Below are 23,729 nucleotides of genomic sequence, written 5' to 3'. Positions count from 1 at the left end.
ACCTGTGAAAATTTTCCAACGACTCGTCCCCTGGATTCTGCTGGCGATCGCCCTGTTCATTCTCCCTGCGGCGCTCGACGACTTCCGCCTCAACCTGTTCGGCCGCTATTTCGCGCTGTCGATCACGGCTTTGGCGATTGACCTGATCTGGGGATTCACCGGTCTGTTGAGCCTGGGGCAGGGAATCTTCTTTGCATTGGGGGGCTATGCGGTAGCCATGAACCTGATGCTCAACACCAAGAGCCTGGCGGGTGGCAATGGAATTCCCAAGTTCTTCGAGAACTACGGAGTCGACCAGCTCCCCTTTTTCTGGCAACCCTTCTGGTCACCGGTGTTCACGCTGATTGCCATTTGGGTCATTCCTGCGGCGGTGGCTGGTCTGGTGGGTTGGCTGATCTTCAGAAACCGCATCAAGGGGGTGTATTTCTCGATCATCACCCAGGCCGCTCTGATGGTCTTTTTCCACTTCTTCAACGGCCAGCAGAAGCTGTTCGACGGCACGAACGGCCTCAAGACCAGCACCACCGAACTGTTCGGCCAATTGGTGGGTTCCCCCGACATGCAGGTGTGGTTTTACCGCCTGACTGTTCTGCTGCTGCCCCTGGCCTTTCTCGTCTGTCGGTACTTCACCAGCGGTCGCTTCGGTGATGCCCTGATCGCCATCCGCGACGACGAAAGCCGCCTGCGATTCGCCGGTTTCAACCCCGTTCCCTTCAAGACCATCGTCTTTCTGGTGGCTGGAGCCCTCTGCGGCATCTCCGGTGCCCTTTACACGATCCAGTCCGGGATCGTGTCGCCCCAATACATGTCGATCTCCTTTTCAATCGAAATGGTGATCTGGGTGGCCGTGGGCGGTCGGGGCACCTTGGTCGGTCCGATCATCGGAGCCACCGTGGTGAACTACCTACGCAGCCTGGTGAGCGAAGCGCTGCCTGAGGCCTGGCTGTTCGTGCAGGGGGCCCTGTTCATCTTCGTTGTGGTCCTGATGCCCGACGGCATCTACGGCTGGATCACCAAAGGTGGATTTCGCACCTTTCTGGCCGCCTTCGGCATCGCCAAGAAGGCCAAGACCTACCCGCAGCTGGACAAGGAGGCCATTCCGGTGGATTAGTCCTCCAAGGGACCCATCCTGGCTTATCTGCTGTGACTGCTTTTTCGATTTCGCACCCTTCCGATGTCCATGTCAGAACCTCTACTCGAGCTCAATGACGTCAGCGTGAGTTTCGATGGCTTTTATGCCCTCACGGACCTCAGCCTGAAGCTCTACAAGGGTGAGCTGAAGTCCATCATCGGACCCAACGGTGCTGGCAAAACCACCTTTCTGGATGTGATCACAGGCAAGGTGCGGCCCACGAAGGGGACGGTGACCTTCAAGGGCAAGTCCCTGCTTGGCGTCTCAGAGCAGCAGATCTCGCGCGATGGCATCGGCCGCAAGTTTCAGACACCACGGGTGTTCGAGAATCTCACGGTGCTGAGGAACCTGGAGCTCTCCGCCTCGCCCGAGAAGAACGCCTTCAGCCTGCTGGGCTCGGGCCTGCCCCAATCCTCGAAGGATGAGGTGCATCGGATCATGAACTATGTCGGCCTGACGCCGTTTGCGACCGTCAAAGCCGGCTCCCTCTCCCACGGTCAGAAGCAGTGGCTGGCGATTGCGTCCCTGGTGGCCCAGGCCCCCGAAGTTCTGCTGCTGGATGAGCCCGTCGCTGGCCTCACCGATGAGGAAACCCTGCGCACGGCCGAATTGATCAAGTCCCTTGCCGGCGACCACACCGTTGTGGTGATCGAGCACGACATGGAGTTCATCCGCGACCTCGGTTTTGACGTCACTGTTCTGCACCAGGGACAGGTGCTCACCGAGGGACCGCTGGACAAGGTCAAGTCCGACCCGCGGGTGATCGAGGTCTACCTGGGGCCGCCCGAACAGTAATTGCATCCCGACCATCACCCAAAGACCCCATGTCCCCCACCAGCGCCCAACCCCTGCTCCAGGTCTCCGACCTCAATGTGTATTACGGAGAAAGCCACATTCTCCGCAACGTTGACCTGACCATCCACGAAGGCAAGATGGTCTGCCTGATCGGCCGCAATGGCGTCGGCAAGACCACCTTCCTCAAGACCATCATCGGCCTGCTGCAGCAGCGATCCGGGACGATCAACTATCAGGACGGCCAGCTCACCACTCAACCGCCCTACAAGCGGGCCCGCTCGGGCATCGGCTACGTCTCCCAAGGCAGGGACATCATTCCACAGGTGTCGGTCAAGGAGAATCTGCTGCTCGGCATGGAAGCCCTGCCCGGGGGTCTCGAAAAGAACCGCCACATCGATCCACTGATCTTCGATCTGTTCCCGATCCTCGAGAAGTTCCTCAAGCGCAAAGGGGGCGACCTCAGCGGCGGCCAGCAACAACAGCTCGCCATCGCCCGCGCCCTGCTGGGTAAGCCCAAGCTGCTGCTCCTGGATGAACCTACGGAAGGAATTCAACCCTCCATCATCCTCGACATCGAGCATGCCGTGCAGCGGATCATGAAGGAAACCGGCATCAGCGTGTTGCTGGTGGAGCAGCACCTGCACTTCGTCCGCCAGTCGGACTTCTATTACGCCATGCAGCGTGGCGGCATTGTTTCCAGTGGCCAGACCGACCAGCTCTCCGATGACGTGATCAAGGAATTCCTCACGGTCTGAAGCCCTTTGATCTCCCAGTCCGCATCCTCTTCGGGCCGTGCGGACTGGGTTTTTTGTGTCTGCCGTCCTCGCTTGCGGAGAGGAGAATCTCAGCAGCCGCGGTTAAGCATCCAGGGACGGGTGCCACTCTCCTTGAGCCGCTGTTTTCCGACCACTTCCTTGGTTTCCTTGCGCACCAGGCGCGGTTCGGACTGCTCCTGCTTCAGCCTGAGGGGACCGCTGAGCGACATGACAGGGGTGAAGACGCGAAGGCCTTCCGCTGTACAGGTCGGGCAGTTGGTCTGCTTCTGGCGCTCATCGATGCTGCGCCAGACTTCATAGTTTTCGCAGCCATTGGTGCAGCTGTATTCGTAGACGGGCATCGCAATAAAGTGGGGAGAAGCGAGGGAGAATGCATGGCGAAAAGAAAAGGGGCCTGATGCTCAGGCCCCCCATTTCCCTTGGCTGATCAGCAGGGGAGGATGTCCTGATCGAAGATCGAGGTGGGAATGGCCAGGGTGCAGCAGGCGTTGGGGATGTCAACGATGCCGCTGATCCTGCCTTCCACCGGCGCACAACTCAGCAACAGGTAAGCCTGCTCGCCGGTGTAGCCAAACTTCTTCAGGTACTCAATGGCATTGAGGCAGGCACGCCGGTAGGCGATGTGCACGTCCATGTAGTACTGCTTACCCTCGAATTCATCAACGGAGATGCCTTCAAAGACCAGATAGTCGCTGTAATGGGGTTCCACCGGGCTGGTCTTGAACATGGGATTAACCATCCCATACTTCGCCATGCCGCCCTTGATAATCTCCACGTGGAGATCGAGATAACCGGACATCTCGATGGCCCCACAGAAGGAGATCTCTCCATCTCCCTGGGAAAAGTGGATATCACCCATCGAGAGCTTGGCGCCTTCGACGTAGACGGGGAAGTAGATCCGCGTGCCCTTGGTGAGGTTCTTGATATCGCAGTTGCCGCCGTGTTCCCGGGGCGGCACGGTGCGGGCGGCTTCGTTGGCCACACGCTCGAACTCACTCGAAGGCAGGGTGCCGAGGATGGCGCTGTTGGGATTGGGCAGAGCCGCCAGCACCGGCTCGCTGCCGGAAAGGCCAGCGCCATAGGTGCGGCGATCAGGGGCGGTGTTCACCAGTTCCGTCTCGCGACGGTTCCACTCATTCAGCAGTTCCTGGGAAGGGGCACAACCGATCAGGCCCGGGTGGGTGATGCCAGCGAAGCGCACGCCGGGAATGTGGCGGGAGGAGGTGTAGATGCCTTCCAGATCCCAGATGGCCTTGGCGGCCTTGGGGTAGTGATCGGTGAGGAAGCCACCACCGTTTTCCTTGGCGAAGATGCCGGTGAAACCCCACTCATCCCCCTGCAGGGCGCCGACATCAAGAATGTCGACCACCAGGATGTCACCGGGCTGGGCCCCGTTGACCCAGATCGGCCCACTCAGGACGTGAACGACCTCCAGATTGACGTCTTCGATGTCCTTGGGGTCGTCGTTGTTTTTGATCTGGCCATCGGTCCAGTCCTTGCATTCGATCCGGAACACATCACCAGGATTCACCGAGGCCACGGCCGGAATTTCGGGATGCCATCGGTTGTGACCGGGCATGTCCTGCTGATCCATCGGCTTGGTGAGATCGACGGAAAAGAGTGTTTTGGGCATCGAGGCACCGAGGCGCAATTTCCCAACCATCCAAAAGGATGACCTGCGGCTCGAAAGTGTCTGTTGCTACAGGATGCTGGCGGCCTGGCGCCAGCCCCATCAGACCGGAACAGGAATCATTATCAAGACAACGTCAAACCACCCTGCGCTTGGGCTAACAGGGGAATCAGGTGTCGTCGAAATCGCCCTTCCGGCACAGATTGTCCTTCAGTCGTGAGACCCAGGCACTGGACTCAAGGCTTCCGGTCTTTTCTGTCCGGCCGTCATAATGGAACAAGAACTGCCAGCGGCCCTTGACTGGGAATGTTCTCTTGGCATTGAGATCGCTGATCGGATCTCCATAGATATTGTCATAGGCTTGCCAGCCCGGCTCTCCCTTGACGCTGCAGATCGCCGTGACTTCATACATCTGCTTCTTGGCATCTTGGGCATCTGAGGTGATCTTCACGACACCCTTGTGCAGCCCATTGGCGATACCTGGAGTGAAAGCTCTGACGAGTTCCACCCGGCTGCCGTCGGCCTCCACCAGCAGGTCGCCCGGCTTGGCGTTCTGGACGGCCACCTCCTTGGAGGTGGCACCGCAACCGCCCAAGGCGACGCCCAGACAGGCCAGCAGTCCTGCCAAGTGCTTCCTGGACACCAGGCCCCCCACAGCGTCGGACAAGGTGATCGATCGGCTCTGGGTCAACCTATGACGACGCCAGCAGCCGCTCCCACAGGCCCTCGGCTCCGCTAGGCAGGGGCAGATCACGGCCCTCGCAGCGGCGGATCGGCCGGTGGCCCAGGCTGTTGATCAGCAGGGCCCCCTCGCTGGCGAGCAGGTCGGCGACGCCGAGGCCGCCCTCCCGCACCAGCCCCAGGGCCAGCCCACGGCCCCGCATCACCCCCGGCAGGCAACCGCTGGCCAGGGGGGGTGTGAGCCACTCGCCCTTGAGCCGCACGAGCAGGTTGGCGCTGGTGCCACAGCAGAGGTCGCTGCCGCCTCCCAGCAGCAGGGCGTCATCGGCTCCGGCGGCCCGGGCCTCCCGCAGGGCCTGGATGGCGCCGGCGTAGGCGAAGGTCTTGCAGCGGCTGACCAGGCTGTCGGGGTTGCGGCGCTCCAGGCCGCTGACGATCACCGCCACCGGCGTGCAGGGGCGCGTCCAGGGGCTCAGTTGCAACCAGAAGCGCGGTCGCCCCTGGGGTTCGCCCGGCCCCGGCAGGCCAAGGCCCCGCCCGCTGCCACTGCCCCGGCTCCAGTTGAGCCGCAGGGCGCCATCGCCGCTGAGGCCGCTGAGCGCCACGGCGTCCGTTAGCAGCGGCAGCACCCGATCGGCGCCGGGGGGTGGGGCCATGCCGAGGCTGGCGGCCGAGGCCTGCCAGCGCGCCAGGTGCTCCTCCAGCAGCCGGGGGCGCCCCGCCTGAACCAGCACCGTCTCGAACAAGCCATCGGCCAGCAGCAGGCCCCGGTCGTTCAGGGGCAGGCTGAGCTGGTCCGGGTCGCCCCAGGTTCCTTGCGGCGCTGGCGTGTCGATCCAGGCGATCGCTTTGGGCCCCGGGGCGGTAGCGCCGCCGCCGCTCATGCCAGGGCCTCCAACAGGGGTTCGATTTTCCAGCCCATCTCCCGGGCCTCCCCCACCGGGTCGGAGTCAGCGACGATGCCGCCACCGGCGTGCAGCCGCAGGCGGCGGCCCTTCTGCAGCAGGGTGCGAATGAGGATGCTGCTGTCGAAACCGCCGTCGGCCCCGAGGTGGAACAGGGAGCCGCAGTAGGGCCCCCGCGGCACCGGCTCCAGCTGGTTGAGGCGCCGGCAGGCGCGCACCTTGGGCGCACCCGTGATCGAGCCCCCCGGCCAGCAGGCCCGCAGCAGGTCCACCAGGCCGCAGCCGTCGGCGAGCTGGCCCATCACCACCGACGTGAGGTGGTGCACATGGGCGTAGCTCTCCAGCCCCAGCAGCTGCGGGACATGCACCGAGCCCGGCACGCAGACCCGGCCCAGGTCGTTGCGCAGCAGGTCGACGATCATCACGTTCTCGGCCCGGTCCTTGGGATCGCAGATCAGGGCGGCGGCGCTGGCGGCATCGGCATCGGGGTCGCCGTGACGCGGCCGGGTGCCCTTGATCGGCCGCGTCTCCACCCGCCCATCGGGGTGCAGGCGCAGGAAGCGCTCGGGGGAGGCCGAGATCACCGCCTCCTCACCGGCGATCGCCAGGCCCGCGAACGGGGCCGGCCCGTGCTGAACCAGGCGGCGATAGAGCGTCAGCGGATCGGGCCGCTGCGGCCGCACGCTCTCGCAGCAGGCGGTGAGGTTGGCCTGAAACAGATCACCGGCGGCGATCCACTCGCGCAGGATCCGCACCTGCCCGGCGTAGTCCTCCGGGGAGGTGTGCCAGTGCCAGTCGCCCCGCGCGATGCCAGCCCCATCGGCCGGGCGCTCCCCAGTCGCGGCCACCTCAGCGGCCACGTCCGTCACCGTGGCTGGATCCTGCAGCAGCTGGACCATGGCCGCCAACCGGCCGAGGTCGTCGCCCTCGAGCCAGAGCCGTTGCTCGCCCCGATCGAAGTGGATCAGGGGGTCGTGGCGGACCGCCCACAGGCTGGCCAAGTCGGAGACCTGCCAGTGATCGGCGGGCTCCACCCAGGCCCCGGCCTCATAACCGAGCCAGCCCAGCCACGGCCCCCCCTGGCGCACCAGGTCCGCCAGGACAGCGAAGGGATCGCCGGCGCCTGGGGTCCCCGGCAGACCCCGGCAGTCCACCGTGGCCACCGGATCCACCCCGAGGACGCCACGGCGGCCGAGGGTGCTGCCGTCGCCGTCGAGCAGCACCAGCCCGTCCTGGCCGAAACGCGCCGCCAGGACCCGGGCCAGGGCCCTGGGCTCCAGCCAGGGGAGCGGCTCGCTCTTCAACGGTCGGCTCCGGCGCTGATGGCGGCACCGGCGCGGATGGCGGCGCTGGCCAGGTCGGCCCGGCCGGCAGCGACCAGGGCGGCATCACGGATGCGGCAGCTGTCGCAGCGGCCGCAGGGGAGATCCTCGCCGCTGTAGCAGCTCCAGGTGGCCGCGATCGGCACCCCCAGCCGCAGGGCTTCACGCACGATGGTGGTCTTGTCCCAGGCCACCAGCGGCGCCCAGAGGCGGGCCCCCTGGCCCTGGCGCCCCGCCTTGCTGGCCAGGTCGGCCAGGCTCTGGAAGGCGGCCAGGTAGTCGGGTCGGCAATCGGGATAGCCGGAATAATCCACCGCGTTGACCCCGAGCACCAGGCTGCCGGCGCCGCGGGCTTCGGCCAGGCTCAGCCCAAGGGCGATGAACACCGTGTTGCGTCCGGGCACGTAAGTGGTGGGGATCACCCCCTCGCGCACCCCGGAATCAGGCACGGGGATGGCCGGATCGGTGAGGGCCGAGCCGCCCCAGGCCGCCAGGTTCACGGCGATCACATGGTGCTCCTCCAGTGCCAGGGCGGCGGCCACCGTGGCGGCGGCGGCCAGCTCACGCCGGTGGCGCTGGCCGTAATCGAAGGAGAGACCGATCACCCGGTGGCCCGCCTCGATCGCCAGGGCGGCGGCGGTGGCCGAATCCAGCCCGCCGGAGAGCAGGGCGATGGCGAGTGGCGTGGCAGGGGGGGGCGTGATGGGGCCGGCAGCAGCAAGGTGCCCCCATTGTGGAAGCGGCCGCAGAAGCCCGAGGATGCCATCGTGATCGGATGAGGATCCCCATGGCCCACGCCCTGCGCCGCGCCAGCCTGACGGCGGCCACCGCCAGCGTCATCGTCACCCTGCCGTCCCTGTTCGCAGGATTGGGGGCTCCGGCCCTGGCCATTCCCCAGCTGGATCTCAAGCCCTACCCCGCCGCCGCCGCCGGCCAGACCCGCTGGGTCATCCAGCTGCCCGGTGTGCTGCCCCCCGGCACCGATCCGCGCCTCTCCCCCCACCCGAGCGACTGGCGGGTGCAGCTGATCCCCGGCCGCCAGGTGGAGGCCGACTGCAACCAGCAGGCCTTCCGCGGCCGCTTCCGTGCCAGCAAGCTGAAGGGCCTGGGTGTCAGCGTCTACACCGTGAGCGATGTGGGGCCGACGGTATCGACCCGCATGGCCTGCCCCCCCGGCCAGGCCAAACGCAAGGTGTTCGTGCCCATGGGCAGCAAGCCCTTCGTGGTGCCCTACGACGCCAGCCGGCCGATCGTTGTGTACACCCCCAAGGATCTGCAGCTGCGCTGGCGGCTCTGGAAGGCGGAGAAGGTGCAGCAGCCGGCCCAGGCCCTCTGAGCCTGGGGTACGCAGCAAGAGGGCGCATGGGCAGGGCCGGGGGCGCGGCAAGCGCTCCAGTCATGACGAGGGGGCCGCTGGAGCGTTGACTGCCGTGACCCGGTTGCGCCCTCCGGCCTTGGAGGCATAGAGCGCGGAGTCGGCCAGCGCGAGCAGCCCGTCGAGGTCCAAGCCGGGTTCTGCCATGGCGCAACCGATGCTCAAGGTGATCTGGAAGTCCGGCATGCCCACACGGCCCTCGATGTCAGGGCCTTCTGAATGGTGGACAACGTCTGCGACTTCCTGCCTGAGCCGCTCAGCGATCGCCAGTGCGTCCTCCAATCGGGTATGGCTGAGCAGGATCGCGAATTCCTCTCCGCCCAGACGCGCCACCACATCCGTTGCCCGCAGGCTGTTCTGCAGCTGATGGCCAAGCCGTTGCAGCACGACATCGCCGATGTGGTGTCCCCAAAGGTCATTAACCTGCTTGAAGTTATCCAGGTCCAACATCAGCAGCGCCAGTGGCAGGTGATAGCGCCGGCTCCGTGCCAGCTCCGGGATCGCTCGCTCCTGGAAACCACGTCGGTTGAACAGGTTGGTGAGGGGATCGTGGACGACCAGTTCCTTGAGTTGTTCCTGCGAACGATGCAGCAGGGCGTTGCTGGCAATCAGTTCCTTGCGGGCCAATTGCAGCTTGTTCACGTTGCGCTGCAGGACGAACAGAAAGACAAAAATGATCATGCCCATCAGGGTGACCAGCCAGGGCAGGAGGTCATCCTGGGCAGACTTTTGCACAGCGATAAATTGCTTGGAGGCATCCAGGCGGATGATCCAGGTTGTTCCGTAGATGAGTGTGCGTTTCTCTGCGCTCAGCCCAGTGGCGGGACCAGCGGGAACCGCAAGTCTGGATTCGGGCATCCCTTCCTGGGAGATGGTCAGATTGAGGCCCTGCTCCCTGAGATCCTTGAGTTCGTTTTGCAGCAGGATCTTGAGGTCGTAGACCAGTGCCACGAAGCCTTCGATCTGTTCATTTCGTTGACTAAATGTTCCAGGAATGATTCCACCACGGTACACGGGAACGGTAACGGCGAAGCCCATGGGCTGAACCGAATCACCCGGATAGCGGATGACCCGGAACAGGCCCGAGGCCACGGGATCTCCTGCATCTCTGGCACGCCATTTCGACTCCATCCGTTCAGGGGAGAAGGCCAGATCCAGCCCCAGCGTCGTGCTGGCCTTGTTCATGACGTCGTAGACATAGAGCACCGGGACATGAAAGTCGCGCTCCCGAGCGGGTATGGAGCCGTCCTTGCCATTGACGGGTTCCCACAGCTGGAAATCGCTGAACAGGCCACCCTGTCTGCGCACCGAACGCTCGAAGGCCTCTCGATTCTGTTTCGTCACCAGAGGCTGCCACTCCACAAAAATCAATCCCGTCAGTGGGTCGACGCTCTGGTGGGCGAGCTCCCGGAAAGTCTCGTAGGAGATCGAGGGATCGACACTGAGCCGTGCCGTGAGCCCATGCATGGAGCGAACAGACTTGCTGACCGACTGACTGATGTCCAGTGTCAAGGCCGTGGTGCTCGAACGGAGGTTGGCGCGTGCCTTCTCCTGCAGACGATTGCTGATGACGACATGCGTCCCTATCCCCAGGGCGATGAACCCCAGGGCCGTGACAATGTTGAAGGCCAGAAAGCGAAGGGAGCGTGCCATCAACGCACCCCCAGTTCCTTGTGCAGCTGCATGCTGAGCCGCCAGCCTGGATGGGAGCGCACGTAGTCCAGGGCCAGGGCCTGGCCCCCGGTGCTCTGCCAGCCAGGCTGAAGCAGCAGGACCGGCGCCTCAGAACCTGTGCCCTCCCGCAGCAGGCGGGCCTCCCCGGCCATGGCCTCCGCGAAGACCAGGTCAGCCAGCTCGTGCACGATGATCTTGAGTTCGTTGCAATGGCGCAGCAGGCCCTCCTCAGGGGGGCGATGACGTTTCGGGGAGAGGGTGATCCAGTCGAAACTGCCGCTCAGGCGGTCCACGCCGCTGGTTTCCAGGTGCAACGGCAACAGCGTGTGCTGGCGCAGCGCCTCCGTGAGCTCGCTTAGATCGTGGTGCAGGGGTTCCCCTCCGGTGATCACCACGAAGCCGGCCCCTGCCACCGCCGCCTGCTGCGCCTCCAGCGCCAGGGTCGCCGGGGGGAGGAGTGGATGGGCGGCCTCAGGCCACGACTGCTTCGTGTCGCACCAGGAGCAGCCCACACGGCAGCCGGCCAGGCGGATGAAGAAGGCGCTGCGGCCCCAGTGGAGTCCCTCGCCCTGGAGCGAATGGAAGGTTTCCACCACGGGCAGGGCCGCTTCAGTGACGGCCATCGGCAAAGGTGCAGCGGAAACTCCCAGGCCAGGACCTGGCTGAAGCTCCAGGGCAACAGGGCGGGCGGCCTGGGGCCCGCATCGCCCTGCGGTTCGCCCTCAGGGGCCTCATGGGGCGACGAGCCTGGCCGCAGCAGCGGCGGCCAGCGGCAGCCGCTGCTGGGCCGCCTCGATCAGCCCCCGGAACAGGGGATGGGGCTTGCCGGGGCGGGAGAGGAATTCCGGGTGGTACTGGCAGGCGGTGAAGAAGGGGTGGCCCGTCAATTCGATCAGTTCCACCAGGCGGCCGTCGGGGGAGGTGCCGCTGATCTCGTAGCCCGATTCCAGGAACAGGGAGCGGTAGGCGTTGTTGAACTCGTAGCGGTGGCGATGGCGCTCGTAGACCACCTCCTCGCCGTAGAGACGCTGGGCCATGGTGCCCGCCGTCAGCCGGCAGGGGTAGACACCCAGCCGCATGGTGCCGCCCAGATCCACCACATCCTGCTGTTCGGGCAGCAGGTGGATCACGGGGTGGGGGGTGGCGCGGTCGAGCTCGGCACTGGTGGCCCCCTCCAGGCCGGCCTGGTGGCGGGCCCACTCGATCACGGCGCACTGCATGCCGAGGCAGAGCCCCAGGAACGGCACCCGCTGCTCGCGGGCCCAGCGGATCGCCGCCACCTTGCCGTCGACACCGCGATGGCCGAAGCCGCCGGGCACCACCACCGCATCCATGCCCCGCAGCAGGGCATCGGCGCCCTGGCTCTCAATCTGCTCAGCGCAGACCCAGTGGAGATCGAGGGAGGCGTCCCGCTCCAGGCAGGCATGGCGCAGCGCCTCCACCACCGAGAGGTAGGCGTCGTTGAGCTGCACGTACTTGCCCACCAGGGCCACCTTCACCGCCGGGCCGGGGTGGCGCAGCTTCTCGACCAGGTCGGCCCAGCGCGCCATGTCGCTCTCGTGGTCGACCAGGGAGAGGACGTCGAGCACCTGGCGGCAGAGGCCTTCGCTCTCCATCGCCAGGGGCACCGCGTAGATGCTGTCGGCGTCGAGAGCCTGGATCACGGCACCGGCCGGCACGCCGCAGAAGCCGCCGATCTTGGCCTTGAGGTCGGTGCTGATCGGCCGGTCACTGCGGCAGACGAGCACGTCGGGCTGGATACCGATCGAGCGCAGCTCCTTCACCGAGTGCTGGGTGGGCTTGGTCTTGAGTTCACCGGAGGTGCCGATGAACGGCAGCAGGGTGACGTGGACATAGGCCAGGTCGTGGCGGCCCACCTCGCCCCGGAATTCGCGGATGGCCTCCAGGAATGGCAGCGATTCGATGTCGCCCACCGTGCCTCCGATCTCGGTGATCACCACGTCGGCGCCGCTGTTGGCCGCCACCCGGTGGATGCGCTCGCGGATCTCACCGGTGATGTGGGGAATCACCTGCACGGTGCCGCCGTTGTAGTCGCCGCGGCGCTCCTTGTTGATCACCGCCTGGTAGATCGAGCCGGTGGTCACGCTGTTGAGGCGCGACATGGCCGTGTCGGTGAAGCGCTCGTAGTGGCCCAGATCCAGGTCGGTCTCGGCGCCGTCCTCGGTGACGAACACCTCACCGTGCTGGTAGGGGCTCATCGTGCCCGGATCAACGTTCAGGTAGGGATCCAGCTTCAGGATCGAGACGCTGTAGCCGCGCGATTTCAGCAGCCTCCCGAGGCTGGCGGCCACGATGCCCTTGCCGATGCTCGAAACCACCCCGCCGGTGACGAAAACAAACTTCGCGGCATGGCCCCGCGGGGCGGATGGTGCGGACATCGGGTAAGGCGCTGATTCCCCAATCTACCGACCCCTTCCAGTCCGCCAGCGAGCGTGGGCCGGCGCAGAGCTCACCCCTCCAGGACGCTCCGCAGCATCCAGGCGTTCTTCTCGTGCAGCTGGAGTCTCTGGGTGAGCAGGTCGGCGGTGGGCTGGTCGTTGGCCTCATCGGCCAGGGTGAACACCGAGCGGATGGTGCGGGCCACGGCCTCATGGCCCTCCACCAGCTCGCGCACCATGGAAAGAGCGTCGGGAAACCCTTTGGCCTCCGGGATCGAAGAGAGACCGGCATAGATCGAGGCGCCGTAAGGGGCCGGCAACCCAAGGGCCCGGATCCGCTCGGCGATCAGATCGAGGGCGGTCCAGAGCTCGGTGTACTGCTCCATGAACATCAGGTGCAGCGCGTTGAACATCGGCCCGGTGACGTTCCAGTGGAAGCCGTGGGTCTTGGCATAGAGCACGGTGCTGTCGGCCAGCACGCGCCCGAGGCCCGCGGCGATCTCCTCGCGATGCTTCAGCGAAAGGCCGATGTTGATGGCAGGGGCGGTGACGGCCATGGCGGGGTTGCGGGATGGAGGAGGTGTTACAGCGAAGCTACTGAGGTTTCATGCGTTCGTTTCGCCTTGCCGTGATCGCCTTGGCCCAGGCCGGCGGCGCCTAGGCCTCCTCGTCCACCCAGGTGCTGGCCACGTGCAGTTCCTCCAACTGCTTCGGCGCCACGTCGGCCGGGGCCTGGGTCATCAGGCAGCGGGCCTGCTGGGTCTTGGGGAAGGCGATCGTGTCGCGGATCGACTCCTCGCCGGCGAGCAGCATCACCAGCCGGTCCATGCCGAAGGCGATGCCGCCGTGGGGCGGGGCGCCCATGTCGAGGGCCTCCATCAGGAAGCCGAACTGGCGCTCGGCCTCCGCCAGGGGCAGGCCGATGGTCTGCAGCACCTGGCGCTGCAGGGCGGAATCGTGGATGCGCAGGGAACCGCCGCCCAGCTCCAGGCCGTTGAGCACCAGGTCGTAGGCCTGGGCGCGGGCCGTGGGGAGTGTCTCGGGCCAGGCAGCGGGGTCGTCGCCCAGATCCCCGGCGTTGGGGGCACAGAAGGGGTGGTGCAGGGCTTCGAGCCGGTTCTCGCCGGCGTTGAACTCGAACATCGGGAAATCCACCACCCAGAGGAAGTTCCACTGGTCGTTGTCCCGCTCGGCCGGCACCAGGCCGAGTTCGCGGGCCAGGTACTGGCGCACCCGGTCGAGGGCCTTGTTCACCGTGGCGGTGTCACCGGCGCCGAACAGCAGCAGCGTGCCTTCCCCGGCGCCGGTGCGTTCCAGCAGTTCCGCCTTCTTATCGGCGTCGAGGTTGTCCTTGATGGCACCGATGCTGTCGATCTCTCCGTCGGCCCGCACCCGGATGAAGGCCAGACCACCGGCTCCAGCCTTCTGGGCCTCGCTGAACACATCGCCACCCGGCTTGATGCGCACGTTGCTGACGGCCTCATTGCCACCGGCCACGGCGATGCATTTCACCGATCCACCGGCGGCCACCGCCCCGGAGAACACCTTGAAGCCCATGGTGGCCACCAGGTCGCTCAAATCGGTGAGCTCCATGCCGTAACGGGTGTCGGGCCGGTCGGTGCCGTAACGGGCCATCGCCTCGTGCCAGGTGAGGCGGGGGAAGGGGCGGGGCAGCTCAATCCCCTTGACGGCCTTCCAGATGGCGGCGATCAGGCCCTCGTTGAGCGCCAGGATCTGCTCCTGGTCCATGAAGCTCATCTCCATGTCCAGCTGGGTGAACTCCGGCTGGCGGTCGGCCCGCAGGTCCTCGTCGCGGAAGCAGCGGGCCAGCTGGTAGTAGCGCTCCAGGCCCCCCACCATCAGCAGCTGCTTGAACAGCTGGGGCGATTGGGGCAGGGCGAACCATTCCCCACCGCAGACCCGGCTGGGCACCAGGTAGTCGCGGGCGCCCTCGGGGGTGGAGCGGGTGAGCACCGGGGTTTCCACCTCGATGAAGCCTTCCCCCTCCAGGAAGCCGCGGGCGGCCTTCACCGTGGCGTGGCGCAGCCGCAGGTTGCGGGCCATGCGCTCGCGGCGCAGGTCCAGGTAGCGGTGGCGCAGGCGCAGCTCCTCGCGGGTGTTCTCTTCGTCGTGCACCGACACCGGGAAGGGCAGGTTGCCGCGCACCTCGTTGAGCACCGTGAGGCCGCTCGCCAGCACCTCGATCGCTCCGGTGGCCAGGCGTTCGTTGAGGGACGCGGCCGGCCGGGCCCGCACCTTGCCCTCCACCCGCAGCACGGTCTCGTTGCGCAGCCGCTCTGCCACGGCGAAGGCGGCGGGAGCCAGGTCGGGATCCACCGTGATCTGAACGGTGCCCGTGCGGTCACGCAGGTCGATGAAGATCACCCCGCCGTGGTCACGACACCGGTCGACCCAGCCGCACAGCTGGACCTGCTGGCCGATGGCGTCGTTGCGCAGGTCGCCGCACCCGTGGCTGCGCATGGAAAAGAACACATCAATCCGCGAGTTTCCCACAGGGCGCCCGCCGCCCCGGCTTCCTCAGGACCCAGTGCTCAGTCCTCAGCCGCGCCGGTAGAAGGGCCGCCGCACCACCAGCGCCGGCTCGGCCCGGCCGCGGATCTCCACCGCCAATTCGGTGCCGGGCTTGGCCGCCGCCGCCGGCACGTAGGCCAGGGCCACCGCCTCCCCCAGGGTGGGGGACCAGGTGCCGCTGGTGACTTCACCCACCGGCAGGCCGTCCTGCAGCACCGGATAGCCATGGCGGGCGATCGCACGGCCCTGCAGCTTCAGCCCCACCAGCTTCCGGCCCACCCCCTCGGCCGTCTGGCGCTCCAGGGCGGCGCGGCCGATGAAGTCGGCGGGCATCTCCAGGTGCACCAGCCAGCCCAGACCCGCCTCCAGGGGGGTGGTGGCCGCGTCCATCTCGCTGCCGTAGAGGTGCATCGCCGCCTCCAGCCGCAGGGTGTCGCGGGCGCCGAGGCCGCAGGGGGTGACGCCGTCGGCCAGCAGGCGCTGCCAGAGCGCCAGGCCGGCCGCGCGGCCCAGCAGCAGCTCGAAGCCGTCCTCGCCGGTGTAGCCCGTGCGGCCCACGAACAGCGGCGCCCCGTCGATGGCCAGCTCCCGGTGGCCGAAGCGGGGCAGCCCCGCCAGGCTGGTGCCCGTGAGGGCCTCGAGGCGGGCGGGCGCGTCCGGGCCTTGCAGGGCCAGCAGCACACCATCGCCCTTGCGGTCGCTGATGAGGACACCCTCGGGTTCCAGCTGGCTGGCGATCCAGGCGGTGTCGGCCTCGGCGCAGGCGGCGTTGATCACCAGCACCAGTTCATCCCGCTCCCCCTCGGGGCCGGCCACCCGGCCCCGGTCGTAGACGATCAGGTCGTCGCGGATGCCGCCGGCTTCGTTGAGCAGCACGGTGTAGCAGGCCTCACCGGGGCCGATGCGGAACAGGTCGGTGGGCACCAGCCGCTGCAGGGCATCCTTGGTGCCTTGCCCCCGCAGGGTGAGCACCCCCATATGGGAGATGTCAAAGACGCCGCAGTGCTGCCGCACGGCGTTGTGCTCCTGCACCAGACCGGCGAACTGGATCGCCATCTGCCAGCCGGCAAAGGGCACCATGCGGGCTCCCGCGGCGACGGCCGCGGCATCCAGGGGGGTTCGGCGCAGGGGGATGGGATCCATGGAACACAGCCGGCCGGCCAAGGGGAAGCCGGTGCCCGGTGGCGCGATCCTATGGAGGAGGCAGGCAGGGGCCCGGGACGGCGCTGTCGCCTCCAATACCGAAGAAAGCCTGTGATTCGGCTTCCACCCCTATCACACCAGCGTGGAACTGCGTACGTTGAAACCCCCACATGGTCAAGAGGATGGGCAACCGTCCCAACTGTCGTAGCTGCCGCCACTGCACCCCTCCAGCCGGGGCGGAGATGGGATGGTGCCAACTGCGCCAGCTGGCCATCCATCCCGAGCTGGTGGCCGACCTCTGGTGCCATCACTGGACGGCACGGCCGCCCCGGCTGCCGGTGGTGTCCCCCGACGGCCTGCCGAAGCCGGCGCGCCTTCCGGTGGGCAGCCAGCAGCTCAGCCTGGCCACCGGGCTCACCTGACGCTGCCGGAACGGTCAAATGTGTGACGGTTGATGCCGTTATGGCTTTCTTCCGCCGTTTCACCGCTCCTGCTCCTAGCGAAACGCCCCCTTTGGCCCTAGGACTACTGGACCCTGTCCACCCACACCACGGAGGTCCCCTGAATTGAGCAGAACCACCACATCCCCATCACCCATCGATCTGATGGCTGTTCATGTGGATTGTGAAACTTTCACCCTCCCCACGGGTGCCCACGTCTTCTCCCGCGGCGCCAGCGCCAACGCCATCTACGCCGTCCGTCGCGGCATCGTTGAACTGGTGGGCGAGCAGGGCGAGAAAACCTGCTTCCGCCCCGGTGAACTGTTCAGCTACCAGGACATCACCTGGCGCGAACTGAACCACCGCAGCGACGCCTTCGCCCGAACGCCGGTGGAAGTGCTGCGGCTAGATCGGCTTCGCTTCCTCAACCTGCTGCACAACCACCCCACCCTGGCCGTGCAGCTGATCGGGCAGCAGCACACCCGCCTTCGGGAGCAGCGCGCCAGCGGCACCTGCTGCTACTGAGTGCCGAGCAGCAGCAGCAGGCTCCGGGTCACCTTGGCGGCCAGCACCGCGCTGACACCGCTGGGGTCGAGCTGGGGAGCCAGCTCCACCACGTCGGCGGCCACCAGCCGGTGGTGGCGCAGCTCCTCAACCAGCTCGGCGAACTGGGGCCAGTGGAAGCCGCCGGGCTCCGGGGTGCCCGTGCCCGGCAGCACGGCGGGGTCGAACCAGTCGAGGTCGACGGTGAGATAGAGGGGCCGGCCCCGCAGGGGCGCCAGCGCCGCGGCCATCGCAGCGATCGGCACCAACCGACCACTGGTGCGCAGCTCCTGGAACTCCTCGCGGGTGCCGCTGCGGATGGCGATCTGGCGCAGCTCGCCGCTGGGCAGCACCTCCAGGCAGCGGCGCATGGCGCAGGCATGGCTGTGCCGGGCCCCGAGCCAGCTCTGGCGCAGGTCGGCATGGGCATCGAGCTGCACCAGCACCAACTCCGGGTGGTGCTGCGCCACCGCCGCCACCGCCCCACTGCTGATCGAGTGCTCACCGCCCAGCATCAGGGGCGCCAGGCCCAGATCCAGCACCGCCGCGGTGGCCCGGCGCACCGCTGCCACCACAGGCTCGGGGGCGCCGAAGGGGATGGCCACGGCCCCCAGGTCGGCGAAGGCCAGGTCTTCGAGATCCAGGTCGAGCTGGGGGTCGTAGCTCTCCAGGCCGCTGCTCACCTCCCGGATCGCCGCCGGGCCGAAGCGGGCGCCGGGGCGAAAGGAGGTGGTGCCGTCGTAGGGAACGCCGAACAGCCCGACGGTGCAACCCTGGGGCTCGCGGCGGGCACCCATGTAGATCGCCCCTTCGGTGTCGAACAACTCCGGGCTCATGGCTGGACCGCGGCGTCGGCCAGCTGGCGCTCCACGAAGGCGGGCACCGCCTCGAAGGCGCCCCGCTGCCAGCGGGGTGACCAGATGGCGCAACCCGGCGCCACCACCGCGGCGCGTTCCGCCAGCGGCTCCCGGTAGCGGGGGCCATCGGGGCAGGCGAAGGTCCAGCTCCACCAGCCGCTGGGGTACATCGGCACCCAGCCGTAGAGCGGGTCGGCATGGCCGAACACCTCGCGCAGCAGTCGCACGGTGTCGATGTGGACCTGACGGAAGGCTTCGGGGGACTCGCTCTGGGTGGCGAACACACCACCGGGGCGCAGCAGGCGGCGGCAGTGCTGGAAGAAGCTGCGGTTGAACAGGCCCTCGGCTGGTCCGGCCGGATCAGAGCCATCCACCAGCACCACGTCGTAGCTGGCGTCAGGGGCGGCGGCCGCCCAGGCGATGCCGTCGCCGACGGTGAGGTGGAAGCGGGGGTCGCGCCAGGCGTCGCCACCGAGGCTGGGCAGGTGCTTCTGGGACAGCTCCACCACCAGCCCGTCAATCTCCACCATGTCGAGGTGGGCGACGCCGGGGTGGCGCAGGCACTCGCGGGCGGTGCCGCCATCACCGCCACCGATCACCAGAACCCGCTCGATCGAGGCGGCGGAGCAGAGGGCCGGATGCACCAGCGGTTCGTGGTAGTGCCGCTCCTGCCGCTCCGCCGTCATCCAGCAGCCGTCGAGCAGCAGGCCCTTGCCATAGGTCTGGCTGTCAATGATCGTGATGCGCTGGTAGGGGCTGGTGTGCTCCTCGACCACGGTGGCGGCCAGGCCGTAGCGCACCCCGCCCAGCTCCTCGTCCACCCAGGCGCCCGGTGGCTGTTGCGGTCCCATGTGGTTGGCTCGTGGCTTTTCCAGCTAAACCTTCGGCAGGACCTCTTGTCACGGCGCCATGGCACATTCCAGACGCCACCTGTTGCAGCTCCTGGGCCTGGCAGGCGCCGGGCTGGCCCTGGACACCCTGCGGCCGGCGGCCGCGGCGGCCGCGGACGGCACCCTGAAGGAACGGCTGTCGGTGTGCCGTCCCGAGGGCGACCCGCTGCAGGAACTGCTGCGCCGCAACCGCGACTTCTCCCGCACCTGGCAGGCCGCCGAGCGCAGCGACGATCCCCGGGAGCGGGCCACCCTGCTGCATGAAACCTGGCCGCTGCGCTGCCAGGTGCGGCCCGATGCCCTGGCCGCCGGCCAGCGGCCCTGGGCCTCGGTGCTCTGCTGCGCCGATTCGCGGGTGGCACCGGAGTGGATCTTCGCCTGCGGCGCCGGGGAACTGTTCGAGGTGCGCAGCGCCGGCAACACGGCCTTCGACGAGGGTGTCGCCTCGCTGGAGTACGCTGTGGCGGAGCTGGCGATGCCCCTGATCCTGGTGATGGGCCACAGCGGCTGCGGTGCGGTGACCGCCGCCATGGCCAGCAACCCGCTCACGCCCTTGCTGGAGGACCTGGTGGCGCCGATCCGGGCCAGCCTGAAGCCGGGGGCGGACCTGGCCCAGTCGGTGCGCGCCAACGCGGCGGCCGCCGCCAGCGCGCTGCCGAAACGCAGTGCCCTGCTGCGCGAGGCCGTGGCGGACGGGCGCCTGCGCATCCAGGCCGCCTACTTCGACATCGGCAGCGGCGAAGTGAGCCTGGTGTGAGCGGCGATCTGCCCCTGGGGAATGGCCTGGTGATCCCTGCGGCCGAGCTGGGCTGGCGCTTCTCGCGCGCCTCCGGCCCCGGGGGCCAGGGGGTGAACACCACCGACTCCCGGGTGGAGCTGGTGTACGACCTGGCCGCCAGCGGCGCCCTGCCGCCGCCCCTGCGGGAGCGGGCCCTGCGGCGGCTGGCCGCCCGGCTCACCCCGGTGGGTCTGGTGATTGTGGCGGCGGAGCAGCGCTCCCAATGGCAGAACCGCCAGGCGGCGCAGAAGCGCCTGGTGGAGCTGCTGCAGGCGGCGATCGCGCCACCGCCACCGCCCCGCCGCCCGACCAAGCCCAGCCGCGGCTCGGTGGAGCGCCGGCTGAAGGCCAAGCGTCAGCGGGGATCGATCAAGAACCACCGGCGGCAGGGTCCACCGGAGGACGGGTAGGGCCGCCCCCCCCCTCAGCGCGGATCTGGGCCTTGGCCGCCTGCCAATGGCCCTCCAGTTCCGCAAGACCGCGGCCGCCGAGGTCGCCGCCCAGGGCGGCCTCCACCCGGGAAAAGCGATCGAGGAAGCGGCGGTTGGTGCCGGCCAGGCCCTCTTCCGGGTCGAGACCGCACCAGCGGGCCACGTTCACCAGGGTGAACAGCACGTCGCCCAGTTCCTCCTGGGCGTGGGCCTGGTCGCCGTTGGCCACGGCCTCCCGCAGTTCGTCCATCTCCTCCTGCACCTTGGCCCACACGCCCTCGATGGCATCCCACTCGAAGCCGGCGGCGGCGGCCTTGCGCGAGATGGTCATGGCGCCGGCCAGGGCCGGCTGTCCGCGGACCTTCTGGGCCAGCCGGTCACTGAGGGGGCTGGCCGTAGCTGGCTCCTGGCGTTCGGCGGCCTTGATCGCCTCCCAGCTACGGCGCACGGCCTCGGGGTCGTCGGCCCGCGCCGCCGCTGGATCGAACACATGGGGGTGACGGCGCACCAGCTTGTTCGTGATGGCAGCGGCGACGGCGGCCAGATCGAAGCGTCCCGCTTCGCTGGCGATCCGGGCGTGCAGGACCACCTGCAGCAGCAGGTCGCCCAGTTCCTCCGCCAGATGGGCGTCATCCCCCTGGCGGATCGCATCAGCCACCTCATGGGCCTCCTCCAGCACGTAGGGGATCAGGGTGCTGTGGGTCTGGGTCAGGTCCCAGGGGCAGCCTGCCTGCGGATCCCGCAGCCGCGCCACGATCGCCACCAGCTCAGCCAGGCCCTCAAGACTGGCCCCATCGGCTGCCGAGGCGGGGATCGGCCGGGAAGTGGGCATCGCAAGCAAGTGGAACCACGGAGACCATCCTTGGTGATGGGGTTCAGGCTGGCTCGAAACCTCAATCGCCTCCACAGACCGGATGGATCCAGCCCATTCGTGATTTCTGCCTCCTATCTGGCAACAGCGCAGCGCCCCTTGCTTCTAAAACTGCTGCTCCCCCTACCCCGCCTGATGGATCTGCTGCCCACGCTGCTGATGGACGTCGGAAGCCACCAGCTTGAAGTGACGGAAACCCTGATCGGGGTTGGTCGTTTTCTCGTGATTTTCGTGGCGGCCCGCGTCATGGCGGAGCTGATGGTGCGCCTGCAGCTGCCCACCATCCTGGGCGAGCTGGTTGCCGGGGTGGTGATCGGTGCCTCCGGTCTGCATCTGGTCGTCCCCCCCGAAACGCAGGCCCATCTCAGCGGCGCGCTCCTCGGGCTGCTGAGCTCGCTGGGCGGGGTCACCCCTGAAAGCGTCGCTTCGATCTACGGAGAGACGTTTTCGAGCCTGCAGGCGGTCGCCGAGATTGGCCTGTTCTCGTTGCTGTTCCTGACGGGTCTGGAAAGCGAGCTCGATGAACTCATGGCCGTGGGGGTTCAGGCCGGCACCGTGGCCTTCACCGGTGTGGTGCTCCCCTTCGCCGCCGGTACGGCCGGCCTCTACTACCTCTTCCACGTGCCGTTCATCCCGGCCGTCTTCGCCGGCGCCGCCATGACGGCCACCTCGATCGGCATCACGGCGAGCGTGTTCGGTGAGCTGCAGTGGTTGAAGCGCAAGGAGGGCCAGATCGTCATCGGTGCCGCCGTGCTCGACGACATCCTGGGCATCGTGATCCTGGCGGTGGTGGTCTCCCTGGCCGGTGGCGGTTCCTTCACCCTCGGACCGGTCCTGAAGCTGTGCGCCGCGGCGGTGATCTTCGTGGCCGTCGCCCTTGTGCTCAGCCGCTTCGCCGCCCCCGCCTTCGACTGGGTGGTGGACCGTCTCAAGGCTCCCGGGGATGTGGCGGTGGCCAGCTTCGTGGTGCTCACCCTCTGCTGCTTCTCCGCCCAGGCGATCGGCCTCGAGGCCGCCCTGGGGGCCTTCGCCGCCGGCCTGATCCTGAGCGCCTCCAAGCACACCCACGCCATCGAAACCACGGTCAAACCCCTGGTGGCCCTGTTCGCCACGGTGTTCTTCGTGCTGATCGGCACCGGCATGGACCTCTCGGTGCTCAACCCCTTCGATCCCGCCAACCGGGAGGGCCTGGTGGTGGCCCTGTTCCTGCTGGTGGTCGCCGTGGTGGGCAAGCTGGCGGCGGGCTGGACTTACACCACCAAGGACCCCACCAACCGGCTGGTGGTGGGTCTTGGGATGATGCCCCGCGGCGAAGTGGGTCTGATCTTCCTGGGTCTGGGCACCCAGGCCGGCATCCTCACCCCGGCCCTCGAAGCCGCCATCCTGTTGATGGTGATCGGCACCACCTTCCTGGCCCCGGTTCTGCTGCGGCTCGTGATCGGTGGTCAGACGGAAGCCGTGGCTCAGACCACCTGAGCGGTACGCCTTCCCTGCCCATCCGTTTCGCCGCCCTGCCGGTACCCCCGGTGTGAATCCTCTCCATCCATGGGCGTCGCCGATCTGAACGGCTCCACCACCATCAACCTGGCGCCCCCGTTCCCGGCCCTGCGCCGCGGTCGGCTCGAGACCCTGCAGGTGAACCTGGGCTACCGCTGCAACCAGAGCTGCAGCCACTGCCATGTCAACGCCGGCCCCAGCCGCACCGAGATGATGGCGGCCGACACCATCGACCTGGTGCTGGCGGTGCTGAAAGCCCGGGCCATTGCCTGCCTCGATCTCACAGGCGGCGCCCCGGAGCTGCATCCCGGCTTCCGCGACCTGGTGCGCCAGGCGCGAAGGCTGGGGGTGGCGGTGATCGACCGCTGCAACCTCACCATCCTCAGTGAGCCCGGCCAGGAGGACCTGGCCGCATTCCTGGCCCATCAGGGGGTGAAGGTGGTGGCCTCCCTGCCCTGCTACATCGCAGAAAACGTCGACCGGCAGCGCGGCGACGGTGTGTTCGAGCGCAGCCTCTCGGGCCTGCGGGAACTCAACGCCCTCGGCTACGGCGACGAACACTCCGGCCTTGAGCTGGATCTGGTGTACAACCCCCAGGGGGCCCACTTGCCGCCGCCCCAGGCCGCCCTTGAAGCCGACTACCGGCGCGAGCTGGCCGATCGCTTCGGCCTCCGCTTCAACCGCCTGTTCACGATCACCAACATGCCCATCCAGCGCTTTGCGGCGGTGCTGCGCCAGCAGGGGCAGCTGGAGGGCTACATGACGCTGCTGCGCCAGCACCACAACCCGGCCAACCTGGCCCAGGTGATGTGCCGCTCCACGCTCAGCGTCGACTGGCAGGGCTTCCTCTACGACTGCGACTTCAACCAGATGCTTGCCCTGCCCATCGGCCAGGCCAGCCCCCGGGCCCACCTGCGGCAGCTGCTGGAGCAGGACCCCGCCGGTGAGCCGATTGCCGTGGCGGATCACTGCTTTGGATGCAGCGCCGGCGCCGGCTCCAGCTGTGGGGGGGCATTGAGCTGAAGCCCACTGGACCGCTCAGGCACTCCCCCTCGATC

The 23,729-nt window shown here is 67.5% G+C and carries 26 protein-coding genes; 11 read left to right on the top strand and 15 right to left on the bottom strand.

What is annotated here, in order from left to right:
• Positions 1–4 precede the first annotated feature (4 nt).
• The 3 genes from urtC (at position 5) to urtE (ending at position 2,682) form a co-directional block, all read left to right on the top strand.
• Entirely contained in the window at positions 5–1,111 is a 1,107-nt protein-coding gene (gene urtC / locus KQ305_RS06035) for an urea ABC transporter permease subunit UrtC (RefSeq protein ID WP_259724519.1), read from the top strand.
• Between the two features lie 69 nt (positions 1,112–1,180).
• Positions 1,181–1,927 (top strand): urea ABC transporter ATP-binding protein UrtD, encoded by a 747-nt coding sequence (gene urtD, locus KQ305_RS06030; protein WP_259724518.1) that lies wholly within the window; start codon positions 1,181–1,183, stop codon positions 1,925–1,927.
• A 29-nt stretch (positions 1,928–1,956) separates the two neighbouring features.
• Complete coding sequence (gene urtE, locus KQ305_RS06025) at positions 1,957–2,682, top strand: urea ABC transporter ATP-binding subunit UrtE (RefSeq protein WP_259724517.1); 726 nt, start codon at positions 1,957–1,959, stop codon at positions 2,680–2,682.
• Positions 2,683–2,771: 89 nt separating this feature from the next.
• On the opposite strand, the gene KQ305_RS06020 is transcribed toward urtE, so the two are convergent.
• The 6 genes from KQ305_RS06020 to queC all read right to left on the bottom strand — a co-directional run bounded on the left by KQ305_RS06020 (position 2,772) and on the right by queC (position 7,915).
• A complete protein-coding gene (locus KQ305_RS06020) occupies positions 2,772–3,044 on the bottom strand; it encodes an FmdB family zinc ribbon protein (protein WP_259724516.1) in 273 nt (90 codons plus the stop codon).
• Between the two features lie 86 nt (positions 3,045–3,130).
• Positions 3,131–4,336, bottom strand: a complete 1,206-nt coding sequence (gene fmdA, locus KQ305_RS06015) for a formamidase (protein WP_259724515.1) — start codon at positions 4,334–4,336, stop codon at positions 3,131–3,133.
• A 166-nt stretch (positions 4,337–4,502) separates the two neighbouring features.
• Positions 4,503–4,961 (bottom strand): hypothetical protein, encoded by a 459-nt coding sequence (locus KQ305_RS06010; protein WP_259724514.1) that lies wholly within the window; start codon positions 4,959–4,961, stop codon positions 4,503–4,505.
• A gap of 64 nt (positions 4,962–5,025) precedes the next feature.
• Positions 5,026–5,898, bottom strand: coding sequence for an aminotransferase class IV (locus KQ305_RS06005; protein WP_259724513.1), 873 nt, complete (start codon positions 5,896–5,898; stop codon positions 5,026–5,028).
• Entirely contained in the window at positions 5,895–7,223 is a 1,329-nt protein-coding gene (locus KQ305_RS06000) for an anthranilate synthase component I family protein (protein WP_259724512.1), read from the bottom strand. Before KQ305_RS06000 ends, KQ305_RS06005 begins: the two co-directional genes overlap by 4 nt.
• The gene (gene queC, locus KQ305_RS05995) at positions 7,220–7,915 is read right to left on the bottom strand and encodes a 7-cyano-7-deazaguanine synthase QueC (protein ID WP_259724555.1); all 696 of its coding nucleotides are present in this window, start codon (positions 7,913–7,915) and stop codon (positions 7,220–7,222) included. Before queC ends, KQ305_RS06000 begins: the two co-directional genes overlap by 4 nt.
• Here queC and KQ305_RS05990 point away from each other — a divergent pair.
• The gene (locus KQ305_RS05990) at positions 7,850–8,020 is read left to right on the top strand and encodes a hypothetical protein (RefSeq protein ID WP_259724511.1); all 171 of its coding nucleotides are present in this window, start codon (positions 7,850–7,852) and stop codon (positions 8,018–8,020) included. The genes queC and KQ305_RS05990 overlap by 66 nt on opposite strands.
• Positions 8,021–8,028: 8 nt before the next feature.
• Positions 8,029–8,577 carry an ecotin family protein gene (locus KQ305_RS05985; RefSeq protein ID WP_259724510.1) on the top strand — a complete coding sequence of 183 codons (549 nt, stop codon included), beginning with the start codon at positions 8,029–8,031 and terminating at the stop codon, positions 8,575–8,577.
• A 60-nt stretch (positions 8,578–8,637) separates the two neighbouring features.
• On the opposite strand, the gene KQ305_RS05980 is transcribed toward KQ305_RS05985, so the two are convergent.
• From KQ305_RS05980 to gcvT, 6 genes are all read right to left on the bottom strand, one after another.
• Entirely contained in the window at positions 8,638–10,269 is a 1,632-nt protein-coding gene (locus KQ305_RS05980; RefSeq protein WP_259724509.1) for a diguanylate cyclase, read from the bottom strand.
• Positions 10,269–10,913 carry a 7-carboxy-7-deazaguanine synthase QueE gene (locus KQ305_RS05975; protein WP_259724508.1) on the bottom strand — a complete coding sequence of 215 codons (645 nt, stop codon included), beginning with the start codon at positions 10,911–10,913 and terminating at the stop codon, positions 10,269–10,271. Before KQ305_RS05975 ends, KQ305_RS05980 begins: the two co-directional genes overlap by 1 nt.
• Before the next feature lie 108 nt (positions 10,914–11,021).
• Complete coding sequence (locus tag KQ305_RS05970; RefSeq protein ID WP_259724507.1) at positions 11,022–12,689, bottom strand: CTP synthase; 1,668 nt, start codon at positions 12,687–12,689, stop codon at positions 11,022–11,024.
• Positions 12,690–12,760: 71 nt separating this feature from the next.
• Positions 12,761–13,246, bottom strand: a complete 486-nt coding sequence (locus KQ305_RS05965; protein ID WP_259724506.1) for a Dps family protein — start codon at positions 13,244–13,246, stop codon at positions 12,761–12,763.
• 100 nt (positions 13,247–13,346) lie between these two features.
• Complete coding sequence (aspS, locus tag KQ305_RS05960; RefSeq protein WP_259724505.1) at positions 13,347–15,170, bottom strand: aspartate--tRNA ligase; 1,824 nt, start codon at positions 15,168–15,170, stop codon at positions 13,347–13,349.
• Positions 15,171–15,248: 78 nt separating this feature from the next.
• Positions 15,249–16,355 (bottom strand): glycine cleavage system aminomethyltransferase GcvT, encoded by a 1,107-nt coding sequence (gene gcvT / locus KQ305_RS05955; RefSeq protein ID WP_399230781.1) that lies wholly within the window; start codon positions 16,353–16,355, stop codon positions 15,249–15,251.
• Between the two features lie 251 nt (positions 16,356–16,606).
• Between gcvT and KQ305_RS05950 the strand changes: the two genes are divergently transcribed.
• Positions 16,607–16,786 carry a hypothetical protein gene (locus KQ305_RS05950; RefSeq protein ID WP_259724503.1) on the top strand — a complete coding sequence of 60 codons (180 nt, stop codon included), beginning with the start codon at positions 16,607–16,609 and terminating at the stop codon, positions 16,784–16,786.
• A 183-nt stretch (positions 16,787–16,969) separates the two neighbouring features.
• Positions 16,970–17,329 (top strand): cyclic nucleotide-binding domain-containing protein, encoded by a 360-nt coding sequence (locus KQ305_RS05945; protein ID WP_259724502.1) that lies wholly within the window; start codon positions 16,970–16,972, stop codon positions 17,327–17,329.
• On the opposite strand, the gene speB is transcribed toward KQ305_RS05945, so the two are convergent.
• On the bottom strand, positions 17,323–18,183 hold the full coding sequence (gene speB, locus KQ305_RS05940) for an agmatinase (protein ID WP_259724501.1): 861 nt from the start codon (positions 18,181–18,183) through the stop codon (positions 17,323–17,325). The genes KQ305_RS05945 and speB overlap by 7 nt on opposite strands.
• A complete protein-coding gene (speE, locus tag KQ305_RS05935; RefSeq protein WP_259724500.1) occupies positions 18,180–19,055 on the bottom strand; it encodes a polyamine aminopropyltransferase in 876 nt (291 codons plus the stop codon). Before speE ends, speB begins: the two co-directional genes overlap by 4 nt.
• A 58-nt stretch (positions 19,056–19,113) precedes the next feature.
• Here speE and KQ305_RS05930 point away from each other — a divergent pair, with 58 nt between their 5' ends.
• Complete coding sequence (locus tag KQ305_RS05930) at positions 19,114–19,851, top strand: carbonic anhydrase (protein ID WP_259724499.1); 738 nt, start codon at positions 19,114–19,116, stop codon at positions 19,849–19,851.
• Positions 19,848–20,282: an alternative ribosome rescue aminoacyl-tRNA hydrolase ArfB gene (gene arfB, locus KQ305_RS05925; protein WP_259724498.1), complete on the top strand. Its 435-nt coding sequence runs from the start codon at positions 19,848–19,850 to the stop codon at positions 20,280–20,282. The genes KQ305_RS05930 and arfB overlap by 4 nt, the downstream gene beginning before the upstream one ends.
• Here the strand turns inward: arfB and mazG are convergent.
• Entirely contained in the window at positions 20,242–21,135 is an 894-nt protein-coding gene (gene mazG, locus KQ305_RS05920; RefSeq protein WP_259724497.1) for a nucleoside triphosphate pyrophosphohydrolase, read from the bottom strand. The two genes, arfB and mazG, sit on opposite strands and share 41 nt — an antisense overlap.
• Before the next feature lie 174 nt (positions 21,136–21,309).
• On the opposite strand from mazG, the gene KQ305_RS05915 reads away from it, so the two are divergent.
• The gene (locus KQ305_RS05915; protein WP_259724496.1) at positions 21,310–22,650 is read left to right on the top strand and encodes a cation:proton antiporter; all 1,341 of its coding nucleotides are present in this window, start codon (positions 21,310–21,312) and stop codon (positions 22,648–22,650) included.
• Between the two features lie 69 nt (positions 22,651–22,719).
• Positions 22,720–23,694 (top strand): arsenosugar biosynthesis radical SAM (seleno)protein ArsS, encoded by a 975-nt coding sequence (arsS, locus tag KQ305_RS05910; RefSeq protein ID WP_259724495.1) that lies wholly within the window; start codon positions 22,720–22,722, stop codon positions 23,692–23,694.
• Positions 23,695–23,729: the final 35 nt, after the last annotated feature.

This window comes from Synechococcus sp. CS-1332 (assembly GCF_025127995.1).
GTDB lineage: Bacteria > Cyanobacteriota > Cyanobacteriia > PCC-6307 > Cyanobiaceae > Cyanobium.
This window is presented reverse-complemented; position numbering and strand designations above follow the sequence as displayed.